The 17,451-nt window shown below is 56.5% G+C and carries 10 protein-coding genes; 5 read left to right on the top strand and 5 right to left on the bottom strand.

Annotation, left to right across the window (positions count from 1 at the left end; translation table 11 throughout):
• Positions 1–11: 11 nt before the first annotated feature.
• The gene (locus V6765_RS11205; protein WP_448428808.1) at positions 12–1,826 is read right to left on the bottom strand and encodes a UvrD-helicase domain-containing protein; all 1,815 of its coding nucleotides are present in this window, start codon (positions 1,824–1,826) and stop codon (positions 12–14) included.
• Positions 1,711–3,648, bottom strand: a complete 1,938-nt coding sequence (locus tag V6765_RS11210) for an ATP-dependent nuclease (RefSeq protein ID WP_448428703.1) — start codon at positions 3,646–3,648, stop codon at positions 1,711–1,713. The genes V6765_RS11205 and V6765_RS11210 overlap by 116 nt, the downstream gene beginning before the upstream one ends.
• Positions 3,649–4,097: 449 nt before the next feature.
• Here V6765_RS11210 and V6765_RS11215 point away from each other — a divergent pair, with 449 nt between their 5' ends.
• Entirely contained in the window at positions 4,098–4,949 is an 852-nt protein-coding gene (locus V6765_RS11215; protein WP_448428705.1) for a hypothetical protein, read from the top strand.
• A 203-nt stretch (positions 4,950–5,152) separates the two neighbouring features.
• Positions 5,153–6,940 (top strand): hypothetical protein, encoded by a 1,788-nt coding sequence (locus V6765_RS11220; protein ID WP_448428707.1) that lies wholly within the window; start codon positions 5,153–5,155, stop codon positions 6,938–6,940.
• Between the two features lie 110 nt (positions 6,941–7,050).
• Here the strand turns inward: V6765_RS11220 and V6765_RS11225 are convergent, their stop codons facing one another.
• Positions 7,051–7,926, bottom strand: coding sequence for a hypothetical protein (locus V6765_RS11225; protein ID WP_448428709.1), 876 nt, complete (start codon positions 7,924–7,926; stop codon positions 7,051–7,053).
• 81 nt (positions 7,927–8,007) lie between these two features.
• Between V6765_RS11225 and V6765_RS11230 the strand changes: the two genes are divergently transcribed.
• Both V6765_RS11230 and V6765_RS11235 read left to right on the top strand, forming a co-directional pair.
• Positions 8,008–8,298, top strand: a complete 291-nt coding sequence (locus tag V6765_RS11230; RefSeq protein WP_448428711.1) for a hypothetical protein — start codon at positions 8,008–8,010, stop codon at positions 8,296–8,298.
• Positions 8,299–8,394: 96 nt separating this feature from the next.
• Positions 8,395–8,640, top strand: coding sequence for a hypothetical protein (locus tag V6765_RS11235; protein ID WP_448428712.1), 246 nt, complete (start codon positions 8,395–8,397; stop codon positions 8,638–8,640).
• A 260-nt stretch (positions 8,641–8,900) separates the two neighbouring features.
• Here V6765_RS11235 and tnpC read toward each other — a convergent pair whose 3' ends face one another.
• A complete protein-coding gene (gene tnpC / locus V6765_RS11240) occupies positions 8,901–10,523 on the bottom strand; it encodes an IS66 family transposase (RefSeq protein ID WP_448428714.1) in 1,623 nt (540 codons plus the stop codon).
• 194 nt (positions 10,524–10,717) lie between these two features.
• On the bottom strand, positions 10,718–10,972 hold the full coding sequence (locus V6765_RS11245) for a helix-turn-helix domain-containing protein (RefSeq protein WP_448428716.1): 255 nt from the start codon (positions 10,970–10,972) through the stop codon (positions 10,718–10,720).
• A gap of 543 nt (positions 10,973–11,515) precedes the next feature.
• Here V6765_RS11245 and V6765_RS11250 point away from each other — a divergent pair.
• Positions 11,516–17,419 carry a DUF3320 domain-containing protein gene (locus tag V6765_RS11250; protein WP_448428718.1) on the top strand — a complete coding sequence of 1,968 codons (5,904 nt, stop codon included), beginning with the start codon at positions 11,516–11,518 and terminating at the stop codon, positions 17,417–17,419.
• Positions 17,420–17,451 lie beyond the last annotated feature (32 nt).

Raw genomic sequence — 17,451 nt, forward strand, 5'->3', positions numbered from 1 at the left:
GCAGCGTAGCTTCAATCATCAGGGATAAGGAGGACACAAACGTCGTCGTTGGGCGACATGATCGTTGTGCGAGTTTTCGCGCGCGTCACGCTCACGCGGAAATTCTGGCGAGCTTGCGTAATCGCCCCCGCGCGTACATTGCCGCCCATAATGCGATCCGGGTTGCCGACGATCTCGCCATTATGTCGCTTCGGCCATCCTTCGAAGATGATAACCTCATCGAACTGCTTACCCTTAGCCTTGTGCATGTTCATCACAACGACACCCGACTCCGGCTTGTGAGCGGTTGCGAAATGCTCCTGCACAAACGCTTGGCGAGTGACCGCCAGCGCGTTCTTATATGAGCCGTTATCGCGCCAGTCCTGCGACAGGCTTTGCCGGAGCTGCGTTCCGCGTTCGAGGAGCCGGACGTTGCGCGCCTCCTTCGCAACCTCGGCGAGCCGAGTGCAGCCCCCAGCCTCGAGCACCGCTCGGACGGCGGCCCAGTCGCCGTCGGGCTGGCCAGTCAGCGCAACAGCCGTTGCAGCGGCGTGGACCGCGAACGTGGCTTGCAAGACGCTGTTCGCCGGAACGGCCTTTCCCTTCACTAGGCAGTCATTCCATTTGCCCAGCGCCGCGCGGAAACGCGCCGCTTCCGTCAGATCGCCCTTAGTTGGCGCCTGGCCCCCTCGACCGCTGAAATAGCTGCAAAGCACATCAACGAATTCGTCAAAGCAGCCGGCATGACTTCGCTGCTGGAGGAGAAAGGCAATCACCTCCGCCGCCAGGATCGGGCCTTCCATGTCGACGGCGGCCGTGTGTGCGATGGGAGGCACGTTGCCGAAGGGCTCGCGCAGATAGTCGGAGACCAGCCGGGTCATACGCTTCGTCGGCACCAGAATCGCAAGAGACCAGTCCCGGCGTCCCGTCGCGATTAGCCGGCTACGCGCTTTCAGAACCTGAGCGACAAGCGAGGCGAAAGCCTGATTAGGATTCGAGGCAAAACCCTCGTAATCGATTCCCTGATACGCTTCTTTCCGAAATCGGCCGGTAAGGAGGTGATTGCCGAACAAGGCAATATCTGTTCCCTTGCTGCGATGGTTGTCCCCGGCCAAATCGTGCTCGGAAGGCTTGAAAGCCTCCCTAAAGTGGTCGAGGCGCTCCGGGTCTGCGCCGATGAAATCAAAGATGCGCTGTTCGGGGTCGGCCAGTGCGATCAGCGTGCTGCTCTTTCCGATTGCCTCTACCGCGCGCCACTGTTGGGTGCTGGTATCCTGAAACTCGTCGAGGATGATGAAGGGATACATAGTCGATACGAGATCGCGGACCTTGGCGGAGCCGTGCAGCAGGAAGGCCACGCGCTCCGCGAACAGGTCGAAGCAAATCTTGCCTTCCTCGGTAGCCAGTCGCATCCGCTCGGCAATCTCCAGCGCGGCCTTCTGTGCCTTCTCCTCGTCCGAAAGCTTGGATGGCCTCTTGAAGGCGCCCCGGATCGCTGACAGCGCGATCGCCTCGTTAGAGGGCGTCAGAATTGTCATGCGGCGCGGAAACCCGACCAGATAGCCGTGCGCCTTGAGAATGCGCCAGAAGAACGAGTGATAGGTATCGACCTCGATCCGCTTCTTTTCCTCCTGCGTAACGGACTGCTCTTCGTCGATCGCATCGAAGACGCGCGAAACCGTTGCACGCGCGAAACTCAGGAACAGGATGCGCTGCCCCGGCCTGAGTTTCTCACGTGTGATCTTCGCCGCCTGCAAAACGGAAACGGTGGTCTTGCCGGAGCCAGGCCCACCCACTACGAGCTGGTGCCCGCCTTCCTTCAGAACTTCCTTCTGCGCGGGAGTCAGATCGACCATGCGTTCCTCTATTCGCCGGGCTCAACGGTGGCGTCCGCGCCATTTCCCTGCGCTGGCTCCGGCGGCGGATCGCAGAGTCCTTGAGGGTTACGCAGGTGTCGCGAATCCAGGCCGGGATTTCAGCCTCGGAACATTGGCCGAGGAAATCAGCGATACCCCAGTTACCCTTCGCCCACCCGAAATACTCCGTTAGCGCGGAGATCAGGTTGGCCTTCGGATGAGGGTATTTCAGCGATAGGTGCTGTGGCCAGTCGAGTGCATCGGAAAAGCGCTCAAGTGCGGCCTGGGTCGTATTCTTGAGGATCAGATCCTCGATGCCCTTTTCCTCGTGCATGAACAGACGCTCGACCTGGGCTTCGATAGCGGCCTTCGCAGGGGCGGTCTGCTTGTCGCACAGTGCGAACGTCCGCTTGCCGAGACCCTTATAGAGCCCAGCGAGATCGGCGATCTGCGACTCGGTGCCCGCATCAATGATGCAGATCCCAAGTGCTTCCAACGAGGCATAGACGCCGTTATTTAGTTCGAAGAGCCGGCGTGCCGCGACCGGAAATGCACTTGCTTCGGTGGCGCCCTCGGCGATGAGAACACGGCGGGACAGCAGGCCCTCGCAAAAGCGTGTCCGAAACTCCTGGCGATAGCGCTTGTGCTTCACGCTGTCGGGCAGCGCGATCTGCGCCTGCTTGAGGATGCCATCATTCGCCCGCGACAGGATCACGGTCTCGTCGTGCTTGAATTCCTCAAGGACATAGGGCGAGTGCGAGGTGACGATCGATTGGGCCGCCAGCTTGCGCAGTTCGTGAACAATCCGCTTCTGGGCATAGGGCGGAATCGCGGTCTCGACCTCCTCCATCGCGAAGATGACGTTCTGCTTGTCCTCGGCGATCTGCGACAGCATCGCCAGCACCAGCATGTTGATCGTGCCGGTGCCCTGCCGGAAGAAGGGTGCGGCATGTGCACCATCTCCGGTGGCTATGAAGGCGGTCACGATTTTGCGCAGATGCTCGCGCGTGAGGTTCGAGACCTTGAGATGCGGCTTCACGCCCCATTCCCGCGGCACATATTTCTTCAGCGATTTGTCGATACTCTCGAGTACGCCCGAAATGCCGATCGCGGAGTCACTCGCGACATCGAATTCGGCGAGCGTACTGATCGTACCTTCCCACATTTGCGGCCGGATTTCCTTCAGCCGCAAGATGATGTCGAGCAGGCTGCCATGCTCCAGGCTTAGAGCGCGCGAGCCCGTACGTAGCGAGCGCAGGAAGAGGAAACCGCAGTGCTGCTTGTCCTTCTTGGAGAAGGGTACGGGAGTGTCTTCCTCCGTCAAGCTGCGCGCGTAATAGGTATTGCCAACAAAATCGTCCTCTTCGCCGTCATATGCGCCGATGAACGTGACGCGCAGCGCCGTCTTGATGTTCGCCGCATCCACGCCAGCGGGATTCGCTTCCGTGAAAAATTCTCCGGTCTCTACGTTTAGCCACTCGATATTGCCTCCAAATCGGGCTTCCTGCTCCTCCGACAGCCCGATGATCGTGACCTCTACGGTGATTTGCGGAGCGGGCTGCTGCTCTGCTGGGGCTGCGCCATCTTCGGCCGGAGTCGGAGCCACGGGCAGATACTTGCCCTCATAGAAATCGTGCTCGTCGACAGGAGGTCGGCGGCTCAGTCGATCCGGCCCAATCGCAAGATCTATAGCTTCGAGAACGGAGGACTTGCCGGTGTTGTTATCGCCAATTAGGACGGCATGATCGGGCAGAACCAGCTTGGATGAACTGATGCCCCGGAAATTCTCAATCGACACGGCGTAAATCTTCAAAGCGCCCCCCCCAAAACGTCATGCATTTTTATGTTGTATTTTTTAAATCCTACACCTGATTCGTCGGAACGTCATCCGCCCTATATGCGGCCGCTTTCCGGCAAACGATCCAAGAGACGAGCGGACGGCACGTTTTGGGAGAGTGTCGACCGAGGCCAAATGGCCGCTAAGGGGGCGCCTTCCGGACCGACAGAATCGGGGCCGTATTCGGAATGGCGGGTTTTGCCCCAGCAATTGGCGAAGCAGACATCTGCACTTAGTCGTATTCGGCCTACAGGCGACGTCAAGCAATAGAGGTTGACCCTGACTCGCGACCCGTCAAGTCAGACTTTTGCTCCAATCTCAAATATGCGAGGCATCGGAGCCTACATTGCAACATGCATTTAATTGGAAGCTGTTATTGGATAGCGTAGGTTCATCTCGGATGAATGCTTGCGAGGCGGATGGCCATGATCAATTTGAAACCAACGATTTCACAGATTGAGAAACTTCTCGAAGAAAATACTGAAGCAAGTGTTACCTATGCCGCCCTTGAGTGCCGTTTGGCTATTGAGAGAATTTGCTATGAACGTCTCCGGTTAGCACACGATTACATTTCTAACGATGATCTGAGGAAGTGGCAGCCAAGAGAAATTGTTAAGACGCTCATTCAAGAAGTTGATGCCGAAGCCGCCAAGACCTTTACGCTGCTAATAGCGCGGGAGCCTATGCCAGAAGGTTCTCCTCCGCCTACTCGTGAGGATTACGAGGCGATGGAGTGGCTTCGCGTCGGCACTCAAGTCGGCTTCGCACCCAACAAGCTCGGGCAGCTATGGCACGGACTTGCGAACCTCGCCCTGCATATCGAAATCCCGATCTCGAAAGATGCGACCGTTAGGCAATACGGCGACATTCAAGCAATAGCGTCCAAGGTCAAAGAAGCTCTTGAGGAAATTAAGCTAATTTCCGAAGGCACATTGATGTCTTCTGGCATGGGCGAGGTGGTTTCTTTTAAATGTAGCTGCGACTCAACGAACAAGCGACGGCTTGAGCTGTTGAGCGACGGTCAGACCATTAACTGCATAAACCCAGGTTGTGATGAAAGCTATGACTTCGTGCAGTCTGATACGTCCTTCATACGCAGAACCTTTGCGATTGTCTGTCGCGCCTGCAGAGAAAATCACGACATTCCCAAGCGTCTGGTTGAGAAGCTCAGGATTGATCAACAGATTCACGTCGATTGTAAGGGGTGCGGCGAGACCATTTATGTGTCGTGGCATATAATGCAAGCGCAGCGACCAGAACCGCCCGCTAACGCCTGACGTGACCAATCGTGCATATTATCGGGTGCTCATGTGGCCGGCAGGGTCGGGGGCGGTAGTGGACTGTCGGCTTTTCGGCAGGCAAGATGAGATGGCGGCCGTCACCCTGCCGCTTCGGAGGCGTTGGTTGCTCTCGGGAGCAACCACCCGCTCGGCATCCACAGCTCGACACGAGAGCTTTCGTGTGCGTTGCGGCTTAGCAGATGGCAGAAGCAAACCGATGGCATTGGAATAGCGATGTGTTGATCGATTATCTGGACCAGTTCCCTATCCCGACGGTGATCCTACCTCCGAGGCTCCAGGCATTGCTGGGGCCTGTCGGTGATAACCCGGCACTACGGGTCGAGGTGACGACACGTTTGGATAAGGACCAATACGGACCCAACCGCGAATACCTCCACATGATCATGGCTGTAGTGCCTGAGGGCGCACTCGCATCTTTGGGCGTCGTCAACGAGGCGAGCAATGGTGTTGTTTCCTTCTCGGTGCCCGACATAGAACGTCAAGGCGGCCTGCCGACGTTCGCCCCCTCCATTTCGGGTCATGACTATATCGTCGCTTCTTGGGGGAGTGGCTCCTTCTACAGCTACGCCCTAGCCGAGAAAGTCTGGATGGCATTGGGTCTATCCTCTCGAACTTTGGGAGGAGCTCAGCAACGGATAATTTACGACGATCTGTCCCTGCCTGAGTTCGGCGTTGCCGAGGGAGAAATCACGACGCAGTACTACTTCTCGGCTCAGCGAGATGTTCAGTGGACGATGTCTAATGAGTATCTGAGACGGTACTTATGGATGAGGGGAGCGTACGGTGTCAGGGTCTTCTTCTACGAGGCCCTGCTGCCCGACAGCCAAGAATTGCGTTCACTTATGGCGGGTCAATCTCATGTCGTACTTGCGCCGAGTGGTGGATGGTATCGACTGGACATCCGGGAATTCAACAGCGGTTTGCTCGTTCAGGTTTGGGCCTCCGTGGCTGCGGTTACACCAGAACCTTGTCCGGAACAGACTGCCGATGGATTGATGTGGCCCGGCGCGAATGAGCCTATGACCCACCCGAAGGCGGACGCGTTGGTGAACTTAGAACCCGTGTACTTGGACGACCGATTTCTCGAGCGGTACGAACAGAGCAGCTTCTTCGATACAACGCCCGTCAAAGTCTATGGGCTGTGGCATTGCAGCCCATCTTATCTTGGGCAGTGGAGCTTCACAGACTGCGTTCGTGTTGGTCGCAACTTGATCAGGATACCCACACGCGAACTGTACAAACCGAAGCCTGATCGCGAGATCGTCCACGCACACGCATTCGCGTTGGACCCGCCGCAGGTCGCAGCATTCGATCAGAACGAGGAGCACATTGTCGCCAAGGCGAACAGGTTCGTGGCTCAGCTTCTCGACCTGGGAGATGGTTTGTCCGCCCTTAGCGAGGTTCTGGGCATCCAGTCGACGGCGGAAGCAATCGTTGGGCTTTCCCGTGTGGAGCTTGGGAAGAACGGTTGGCTGCACTATCCTGAACTCTCGCGCCTCGCACAGGTGGCGCCCTTGTCCATGACTGAGCAGGCATTCCTCTCCAGGTGCAAGAGCATCCATGAACTCTGGCAACGAATACCGAATGGAATCTTGCGTGACCTGCTTGTGAAGGCTGGTCATGCTCGCAAGGACGTCAAGGACCTGGGCAGCCTGAAGTTGATGCAGGCTTTATCGAACGTTTTGGAACGGCTGAACTCTGATGGCGAACAGGTCGATGCTTTCGGCTCAAACCCCGAACCCGATGACCTGACGAACCGCAATTCGGCGCTCGCTGCTCTGTTCGTGAACAACGATCTGCGAATCGCAGATGCGCATAATACGGGTGATGTTCTGAGCGGGCTGGAAGCTCTCGGTTTCGACACCGCGGCGGTCAACCACGGCTATGGTCGAGCCTTGGACCACGTGTTCGATGGTGTCATCGAGGGATTTGCCCATCTCAATTCCGAACTGCAAAAACTGCTCTGATCCAGGGTGTCGAAAACCCAGCCGGTACAGATGGCAGCCTCTTCCGCGACTTCGAGCTTGGCGCGTGATCATCAGTGAATCGAAGGATTCAGCCATGCACTGCCTCATGATCAAAACCGTCTTTTGAAAGACTGAGAAACACCGAATGGCGGGAAGTTCGCTTGTCTCAGAGAACCTTGAAGCAGATCGAAATATTGTGCCCAAGCGAATTTGTTCACGATCGTATCGGGTCGTTCGAATGTGAAGATCTCAATCCCATCGAAATTGCCTGTCGCCTGGTACTGAGCTTTAGCCACAGGCGTTATGTAGAGCCGGATCGCATATCTGATGTTGTTCAAGAACTCTGCAATCGTGCTTGCGTGATAGGCCAGCAGGTTGGTGTGAAACCAGTCCCAACAGTCCGGAAGCGCGAGGTATGCGTCACTCTCGTCGATGATGACGCCGTTCTCCGCCAGGATCGTTCGCAGTCGATTAACCTGCCCACCAAGGCGCAGAAAGTTGTGCTTCCCGATGTCGCCGCTGATCCGAATGAAGTCGATCCGCTTGATACGGAGATCAACCTTCACCTCGATATTCCCCAGCCAAACCCCATCAACCGTGGCATAGGCCTCTAGCCAGTCGCTGAACTCGGTCACGATGCGCTGCAGGCGCTCAATGTCTCGACCGATTAGCGGGTTCTCGCAGATCCGGCTCAGATAATAGAGCGTCGTGTGGTCAGTTGCTCGATCACCGTTTTCGGGTTTAGGCAGGCCGAATGGCAGGCGCCCCTTTCCTTTCCCTGTCACCGGAGACAAGAAGTCTCGTAGGAAGGTGCCGAACTGCCTCAGTGACTGGGCGGTTTGCGGCAGCAGCTTAGTGTCTTGGCGGTGTTCGCCAAGCGGGCAGAAGATCGAATGATTGACCATGTCATCAACCATGCTTACCACGGCGCTGAGTATGATCGCTTCCTGCTCGATCTCAGAGAAAGTCCCCGGCGCTTTCATCATAAAATCTCCGAAACTTGCTGGCGAAACCCGATGGTGCAGACTCGTGATCACAAGACCATACTATCCGGAGGAAATCGATTCATGGGACGACGTAAAAGCAAGTTATCATTGGATGAGCGTGCGGCTTTGCCCGTCGCCCAGGATAACCCTCAAATCGAATATCTGCGGCTCAATCGCAGGGAGATCTGCGAGACCGAGATCAACTCGGCGGACCGTCTGTTCCTGCTTGATGAAGCCCCTTTCTCGGCCCACCTCCTCTCCAGTGCGGCGAACGAAATTATGGGTGCATTGTCGAAGGGCCAAGCTGGCGTCGGTCTGAACGATATGCGTGCATTCGTGAAAGAGGCTGGCGTCGCCGCTAACTTGCAGTAGAAACTCTTCAGCAGCTTGCAGCACCCATACAATTTCCTAAAGCATTCATCGTCGGACTTCAGTGTCGAGAACGATTTCCCAGTCGATTATGTCGTGATGGGACTCTACACCGCGATCCACAGCTACAAGACCCTGTTCGGAAATCCATCTCCTGAGATGCGGGTGTTCTATGGGATGGTGGCTGCTTGGCGCCTACGTGAGTGGTGGCCTGAAGATCAGCACTTCCAAGAGAAATTGCAGACCGCGCACCGGATGGGCCTGGTCGATGTATCTCGCGAGAAGTTTTGCGCGGTCGGTCGGCACATGCTTAAGATTGCGTGGGATGCCGAACCTGCACAGTGATTAAACCCCTGATGTCACCTCGGTCCCGATACCACCACTTCTGCTTGATCACTGCCCTTTGTCCGCTTTCAGTGCACGGAGGAACTGATCTAAATGGCCGATATGGGGGCGCTTTGCTGCCGTCCTAACTTTCGCCCGGGTATCGGCAAAAGTGCGGCAGGCCGGCGTTACCAGGCGACCTTTTATGCTGAGGGACAAGAACTGACCGGATGCCCGACCACCCAAAGGCGGTCAGGCGAAAAATCGGTCTGAAATTCCGATCAATAGCGCCCCACAGGGCAATTCCAGGGAAGAAGCTTATCGAAGAATTTTAACAATTCTCGCTCCTGCTTTTTTGACAAGGTATCCTGCTCAAGTAATTTGATGACATCCTCGTTGATGCTGCCAAGCACCCAGCCAAAATAGAGCTCTGGAGATACGCGGTTTAACCGGCAGGTTTCGCAAATCGAGGTCATCGCCAGCCACACCTCTGCGCCTTTGATAGAACCGGCAAACATGAAGTTGTTGCGCCCGATTGCTATTTTTCGGATGGAATTCTCCACCAAGTTGTTGTCAAAGTCGAACCGCCCATCCTCGAGAAATTTTGTCAGGCCTTCGCGAAGGTTCAATGTATAATTGATTTCTTTGCGAAGATTGGACTTCTCCGGGATTTGGTGGACTAAGCTTTCGCATTTTCGAAAAATCCTGTCGACGATAGGTTTGCTTTTTCTCGTTCTTGCCTCGAGCCGAGCAGTAGGTGATTTGCCTTTAAATTTATTCTCGATATTGTTAAGGTTATCGATCATCTCCTTGATCGTTTCTGCTGCTCTCGAACCGTCTTTTTCCATCACTCTTTCAAAACGCCGGCGAACATGAGTCCAGCAATAAATCAGCCCAACGGGACCTTCGGGGCGATCTTCTTCTGTTAAGGGGTTGTATCCCGCATAGCCATCGACATGCAGATGCCCGCTAAATCCCTCAAGGATTTCGACGGCATTATAGCCCGCACGCGATTCCTTAAACACGTAGACAATTGCCGGCGGCTCGTTTCCGCACCATCGCGTATGATCTCGTTTTACAGCCCAGCCGTAGCATCGTTTGACTTCCCCGCGACCGCGCTGGATCACAGGAATAGTCGTTTCATCCATGCACAAAACACTGCTGCCTTTGATGTCTTTTCTGAGTGCCAGATTCAGCCACAGCAACTTGTCACTCAACTCCTCCATGCGTTTATGCATCGTTTGACGCGAAATTCGATGCCCGGCACGCTCCGTGATGTTTTCCAGGCGATAATACGGGAGAAAGTCAGAGAATTTTGCGACAACGATTTGCGCAATCACATCTTCACCGAACGGTGATTGCCCCAGCAAGCGCTTGGGACTTTTTGCCTGAACGAGCTTGTTACAAGCCGGGCAGACATACTTCGGATAGTGACTTTCAACGACGTAGTATTCCGCCGGCTTGTAGTGCAGACGTGACCGAATGTCGGTTTTGAAGGTACGATGCCCGCATCCGCAGGGGCAGAACTGCTTCGGGTCCGGTTCCACGATGCGCATTTCGCGGCGCAGCGAGGATGAGAACGCTCGATTTCGAGTTTCTTCTCCTCCTTTCGTGTTCTTTTTTGACGCGTTTGACTTCTGCTTTGTTTGCGGTTTGGCCGAGAGTCCTCGCTTCTTGACCTTCCTCGTCTTTTCACTGCTCCGGCCGAAAGCCATCTTTTGCATTGTCAGAAGGTGATCGGACTTCTTTTTTAGTTTCCACTTTAGATTTTCAATCTCTTGTGCTTGCTGGGTGATGGTTTCGATTAGCTTTCTCGCTTCAGCGTCTGTGCTTTTCGGCGTGGATTGAGCAGCATTGTTCGCTGACCGGGCGCGCTGGGCGCCGGACTTTTTCGGGTCTTTCATTCTTTTATCTTTTCTCTGCTGCAAACAGGCAGCAGCTATCGTGGCGCAAGCCAGAGCTGCGCACGGGGTTATTGTCTTTTGTTGAGATCTATGAGATAAAAGAGGCAGATCGTGCTGCACGATTTTACGAGGCTCGTTAGGAGTGCAATCCTTCGAGCCTCAACCTATTTCAGAGCTCCAGAGATACGCTTAGGTCATTTTGGAGCTCCTTTGCTGGTGTCGGGGTAGCGCTCCGGAAACAGCTGGGCGGCGTCCATGTTCAAGGCGGACGCCAGATGCTGTTCGATTTTGGTGGACCGGCTTCTGCCTATCGATACGGAACTTACAGCCGAAATGCCGACGCCTGCCTGACGTGCAATCTGTGCCAAGGACAAGCCTCGGCGGGCGAGCTCATACTTGATGCGCTCATGCCTTAGCTGGTCTTTTCTGGGGTGTCGGTTTTTCGCCATTATCCGTAACACTATTCCGGTCAACAGCTTCACTTATCTATGAATGATTGAATGAATGAAAACGCACTGAGAGTGGTGGGTTCTTCTGGTATTTAAACCTGAGATTGATTTTACGGTTAAGAAATACAACCATTTTCATTTTTCGCATATCATCTGATGATTGCCAAAAAGGTGAAGCGCGTCGCAGATGCGGAAGCAGCAGCATAAAGTGCTATACTCAGGTTTATCTTTCGAAGAATCCGCTTCTTTTTCTGGAAATCTCGCGAAACTCGCACGACATTTTCGCATTTTTCGAGAATCGGCGCTTTCGAACTAAGAAAGTGCGGCTCATGCGGACATTTTCCTCTTCCGCTTAACCGAACTGGCGCTCTTTTGCTGCTCTGGGGGCGACGTCAGAGCCGTAAAAGGGGGAGTGATTCGCTTTACTTACACCTGAAGGCAGCGGAACGGATTCGCCATTACCGAAGAGTAGCTGGATGGGTTTGACTCGTCGTCAGTGTGCAGCAATGATGCTCCCAGGACGGGCAATGGGGGGCGCAAAAGTTGGAAGAAAACTCTTTTAATACTTCAACTGAAGAAGTTCGAGATCCTATTGAGGTCGAACTCGACGTCGTATCGCGGGTCAACTTTTCTTCATCCCAAAATGGGGTTTCCATTCTCAAGCGGCTTGTCCTCAGAAATTTGAGCGAGATACCCTTGGAGGATGTTAGGGTTTCACTCGAATGTCATCCCGCGCTCATCCGCCCGAAAACATGGCCCATTGACCGCATTGCTGCGGACGGCGAGCAAGCGCTGTCACAACTAGACACGCCGCTTGACAATGCCATGCTTGCCGGCCTGAACGAGGCCGAAATTGGCGAATTGTGTCTCAAGGTGGAAGCTGGCGGTGCGATCCTTCATGAAGAGACACGCCGGATCGAGATGCTTGCCCGTGACGAATGGGGCGGCATTGGCGAAATGGCCCATCTGCTTGCAGCCTATATTTCTCCGAATGAACCCGTTGTGGCGGCGGTTCTCAAAGATGCGGCAAAGCTTCTTGAAGCGACAGGTCAGAACGGCGCCATCGACGGATATCAGGCCAACAGCCCGGCGCGGACATGGATGCTGGCCGGCGCGATCTGGTCGGCGCTCACCGGCCTTGGCCTGACCTATGCCATGCCGCCGGCGTCCTTCGAAGTGCGAGGACAGAAGATCCGGGGTCCTGCGCGCATACGCGCCGAAGGGCTCGGCACCTGCCTTGATCTTTCCCTGCTTGCCGCCGCCTGCTTCGAGGCTGCGGGGCTCAACCCGGTGGTGCTGTTTTCCGAGGGCCATGCCTGGGTCGGCGTCTGGCTGACCGACCGCGATTTCGGAACGATTTCCGAGCCTGACGTCATGACGGTGCGCAAGGCCACCGACGCGCGCGAGTTTGTCATGCTGGAATCCACCCTCCTTACGAGGAGGCCGACAGTTGGTTTCGAGGAAGCAGCAGCAGCGGGGCGGGAACACGCGGCAGAGCGTAACGAGCACACATTCCAGCTTGCCGTCGACATTAAACGTGCCCGCGCAGCGCGGATCAGGCCGCTTGCAAGCCATCGTGCCGACGATGCCATTCAGAGCGCAGAGATCCCTGCGAGCCCGGCCGCTCTGCCCAAACCGCTCGATTTTGGTCTGCTGCCAGATGATATGGTCGAAGAGGAGCCGAAGACTGCAGCGGACAGGATTTCGCGCTGGCAGCGCAAACTGCTGGACCTTTCGCTCCGCAATCGACTGTTGAACTTCAAGGACACGAAACAGACGCTGCCGTTCCTGTGCCCTGATGTGTCCACACTCGAGGATCAACTGGCTGACGGCAAGAAATTCAAAACTCTGCCACTCAAGGATGAAGATCCTCTCGGGAACAGAGATCTTCTGATTTCCGATGAACAGCAAATGCTGGCCGAGGTCGCACGAGACGCTTTTGCCAAGGGACAGATTGCCGTGCCCCTGACGGGCAAGGAGGCCAACAACAGGCTGCTTGAGCTCTACCGTCGCGCAAACAGCGATCTTCAGGAAGGCGGAACCAATACGCTCTTTCTGGCCGCCGGCTTCCTGCGCTGGAAGAAAACCGAAGGGGATACCCGCAGTTATCGCGCGCCTTTGGTTCTCATTCCCGTCAAACTGAAAAGGCGCTCGGCACAGTCCGATTTCGTCATCGAACATCACGAAGATGATGTTCGTTTCAATTTCACGCTGCTTGAATTTCTGAAGCGGGACTTCGCCCTCTCCATTCCCGAACTTGAGGGTGATCTCCCTCATGATGAGAGCGGTTACGATCTGCCGAGAATTTTCGAGACCATGCGACGCAAGGTCAGAGATGTCGCCGGCTTCGAAGTTGTCGAGGATGTGGCGCTCTCGACCTTTTCCTTCGCCAAGTTCCTGATGTGGAAAGACCTCGTCGACAGGACCGACAGTCTGCGCGAAAGCGCGCTGGTCAAGCACCTTGTCGACAGCCCGGCGGAGCCGTTTTTGCCTGAAGACACCGAGGGCCTTCCTGTCGCTGCCGACGTCGATCGACGCATTCAGCCAAAGGATCTGTTCACGCCGCTTCCCGCCGACTCTTCGCAGCTCGCCGCCGTTCTCGCCGCCCAGGAGGGACATGATTTCGTCCTGATCGGCCCTCCGGGTACGGGTAAAAGCCAGACAATCGCGAACATCATCTCGCAGTGCCTTGCAATCGGCAAGACAGTGCTTTTCGTTGCAGAAAAGTCAGCGGCGCTTGATGTCGTTTACAGGCGACTGGCGGCCAACGGCCTCGGCGATGCTGTTCTCGAACTTCATTCCAACAAGGCGGACCGCAAGTCCGTCCTCGATCAGCTTGGCCGTAGCTGGGAGCGCATCTCCGATACGTCACCCGGCGAATGGATCAAGGTGACGGAAGACCTGGTCCTCACGCGAGAGGGTCTGAATGCGTATGTGAAGGCTTTGCATCTTCAGGGTACGCAAGGGTTCAGCGTGTTTCAGGCGATCGGCCAGGCCGCAGCCGGAGACGCCGGATTCTCGCTCGGTTTCGATAACAAGGACGCCCATGATGCGGAAAGCTATGCCTATCTGAAGCGTCTGTCTGAAACATTGGGCCGACGCCACGAGATTGTGCGTGAAAGGCCGGCGCTCGATCTCGTCCGCGTTGATAACTGGTCGTTCACCTGGCAAGCGGAGCTTCTCGCGAAAGCGGCATCGCTGAAGGCTCTGTCCGTGCAATTGATCGAGGCTGCAGAGCGCCTCGCTGCTGCGGCCGGCTTCTCCCCTGACGAGGCGCTTTCACCAGGGCGGGTTGAGAAACTCGTGGCTTTGACCGATATCCCTGCGCATGGCGAGGATGTTTCTTGGGCGCTTTCGCGTGATCCCGGCAAGCTGGCCTCTGACATTGCGCAGCTGACCAAGCTGTTACGCGGCTACCAGGACGCAACCGCACAGCTTGCCGCCAGTTACCCGATGGAACGGCTGAAATCGATCCCTCTTGAAAAGCTTGATGCCGACTGGCGCCTTGCCCAGACGAAAATCTGGCCATTCTCGGTGTTTGCCAAATCATCGGTTCGCAAGCTTCTGCAGACCTATGCGACGGCGGGGGCAGCCAACCCGGCGAGCGATATCAGGGCGCTGAGCGAGGCGCGCGAAAGCCGAGCCGAGATCGACGCCAGCGCGCTGAAGGATTGCCCGCTCTTTGCGGGAACCGAGACCGATGGCGATCACCTTGCCCGTTGGCTCGCGGAAGCGACAGCGATGCGCAACATGCTGGACCGGTTCACGTCCGAGGTTGCCGATTCTGCCGTTTGGACCAACGCCACACAAGCGCTGGCGGCCCGCAGCCGTGACGATCTGAGAGACAAGATCACGACCTTCCGCCAGTATTACGACCGCTGGAATGAGGAAGCCACCGCCTTTGCAAAGCTGACTGGCTCGGAGCCGAAGGCAATGCCCCTGAGGGAACTCGGCGCGGGCCTGCAGACCATCCTCGACAACAAGGATTTTCTTGCCGACTGGGTGCAGTGGGTTGAAGTCCGCGAACAGGCGCGGACATTCGGGCTCGACAATCTGGTCAGCGCCCTTGAAACCGGTTCGCTGGCCATGCCCGCTGCCGATGCCTTTGAAACGGCTTATGCCGCGTGGTGGCTGCCACTGGCCATGGATGCGGAAATCTGTCTGCGCCGGTTCACGCATTGGTCTCACGAAGACAGGATCAAGCAGTTTCGCGCACTCGACAGCCGCGCTGCGGAGATTGCCGCTAGTCAGGTCCTGCATCGCATCCGGCATGGTCTGCCCGCGCGTGACGGCGTTCCAAAGCGATCGGAACTTGGAACGCTGCGCCATCAGCTCTCGCTGCAGCGCCCGAGTATGCCAATCCGCACGCTGATCTCGGAAATGCCTGGAACCTTCACGAAGCTCGCCCCTTGCGTGCTGATGTCGCCCCTCTCCGTTGCCCAATACCTGCCGGCCGGTCAGGCCGCTTTTGATGTGGTGATCTTTGACGAGGCCTCACAGATTACCACCTGGGACGCGATCGGCGCGATCGCACGTGGAAAGCAGGCGATTATCGTCGGCGATCCGAAGCAATTGCCGCCCACAAACTTCTTTGGCCGCAGCGACGACTCCGAGGAAGATGTGCCCGAGATCGAGCGCGATCTCTCCTCCATCCTGGATGAGGTCGAAGCCGCGGGCATTCCGACACAGCAGCTCGACTGGCACTATCGCAGCCGGGATGAATCGCTCATCGCCTTTTCGAACTGGCACTATTACGGCGGCAGGCTGGTGACCTTTCCCTCGCCGGAAACCCAGTCGATGGCTGTCCAGCTTCATCGTGTTGACGGCGTCTATGCCCGCGGCAAGGGGCGCACTAACGAAACCGAGGCACGCGCCATCGTCAAGATGGCCGTCGCACGGATGAATGAATGGCTGCAGCTTCCCGAAGACGACCGCCAAACGCTCGGCGTCATCACCTTCAATGGCGAGCAGCAAAGTCTGATCCTCGACCTTCTCGATGCGGAGCGTCGCGACAATCCGGATCTCGAATGGTTCTTTGAAGATGCCCGTGAAGAGCCGGTGATCGTGAAGAATCTTGAAAACATTCAGGGTGATGAACGCGATGTTATGCTGTTCTCGATTACCTTCGGCCACGACGCTGCCGGCAAACTCTCCATGGCTTTCGGTGCGCTGAACGGGGATGGCGGTGAAAGACGATTGAATGTGGCCGTGACCCGAGCGAGGCGCGAGCTCCATATATTCGCGTCGATCTCCGCGGATGAAATCGACCTAACACGAACGAAGGCGATTGGGGTCAAGCACCTCAAGGCTTTCCTCGATTTCGCCGCACGCGGGACCGTGGCTTTGCCGGCGCAAGACGAAGGTTCGGTTGGTCCGGTTGAAAGTCCGTTCGAGGCTGCCGTGAAGACTGCTCTTCAACAAAGAGGTTGGGAGGTTCGCTCACAGATCGGGGTTTCCGGTTTCCGCATTGATCTCGGCATTGTCCACCCAGACCATGCCGGCGCCTATCTGGCGGGGCTCGAATGCGATGGCGCCACCTACCACCGGTCAGCAACCGCAAGAGATAGAGACAAGGTCCGGCAGGCTGTCCTTGAGGGACTTGGCTGGACCGTCCTAAGGATATGGTCGACGGATTGGTTCAGAAACAGGCAGGCTGTCGTTGACCGCATTCATCTTGCGCTCGTAGAACGTCTGGAGGCGGACCGGGAAGAGCGAAGCGCAGCAGCGGCCAGGCGGGAAGCCGAAGAGCAGGTCTCCGGAAATGATGGAACGGTACCCGAACCAGAGGAGGCCCTTTCCGCGGCGGAAGCATCCGAGCAAGATACAGACGAACCGGGCGGGCTGGTCGATGAGGCTGAGATCATTCCGCTCCGGCTGCCCGTCGAGGAGCAATCCGACGAGACGGAGTGGCAGGAGCGCCTGGTCGCGCGCGCGGCACCCGGGAATGCGTCCCGTACATTCGGGCAGGAGCAAGATCAGGCTCCCGATGCCGAAGCATTCTATGACAGATCCTACGATCCCATCCTGAAAAGCCTCATTACAAGGATCGTCGAGAAAGAAGGTCCGTTGCCGTTAGCCCTGCTGGGAAGACGGATCTCGGCTGTGCATGGCTGGCAGAGAACAGGCCGCCGCATCGCCGAGCGCGTTCGAGAATGTCTCGGCGATTGCGATATCCATTCCGAAACTGGCGTTGAGTTCGTCTGGAAGAAGGACAGTTATCGCGAACGCGTCGCCTACAGAACAGGCCTGGATCGTAGTATCAGGGAAATATCGCGCACAGAGATCGCAAGTCTTTATGACGCCCACGCGCAAGAGATTGACAATAGCGACGATCCGGTACTCGAGCTGGCCCGCCGTGCCGGCATAGCCCGCCTTTCAGCCGATGCCCGGGATTATTTGGCCGGATGCATCATTTGGCTGAAGCAAGATGGCGTCGCTTCTGGTTGATGGCAGGAATTGTTTCGGACCGGCAGCCTTGT

It is taken from the genome of Martelella sp. FOR1707, assembly GCF_053484265.1.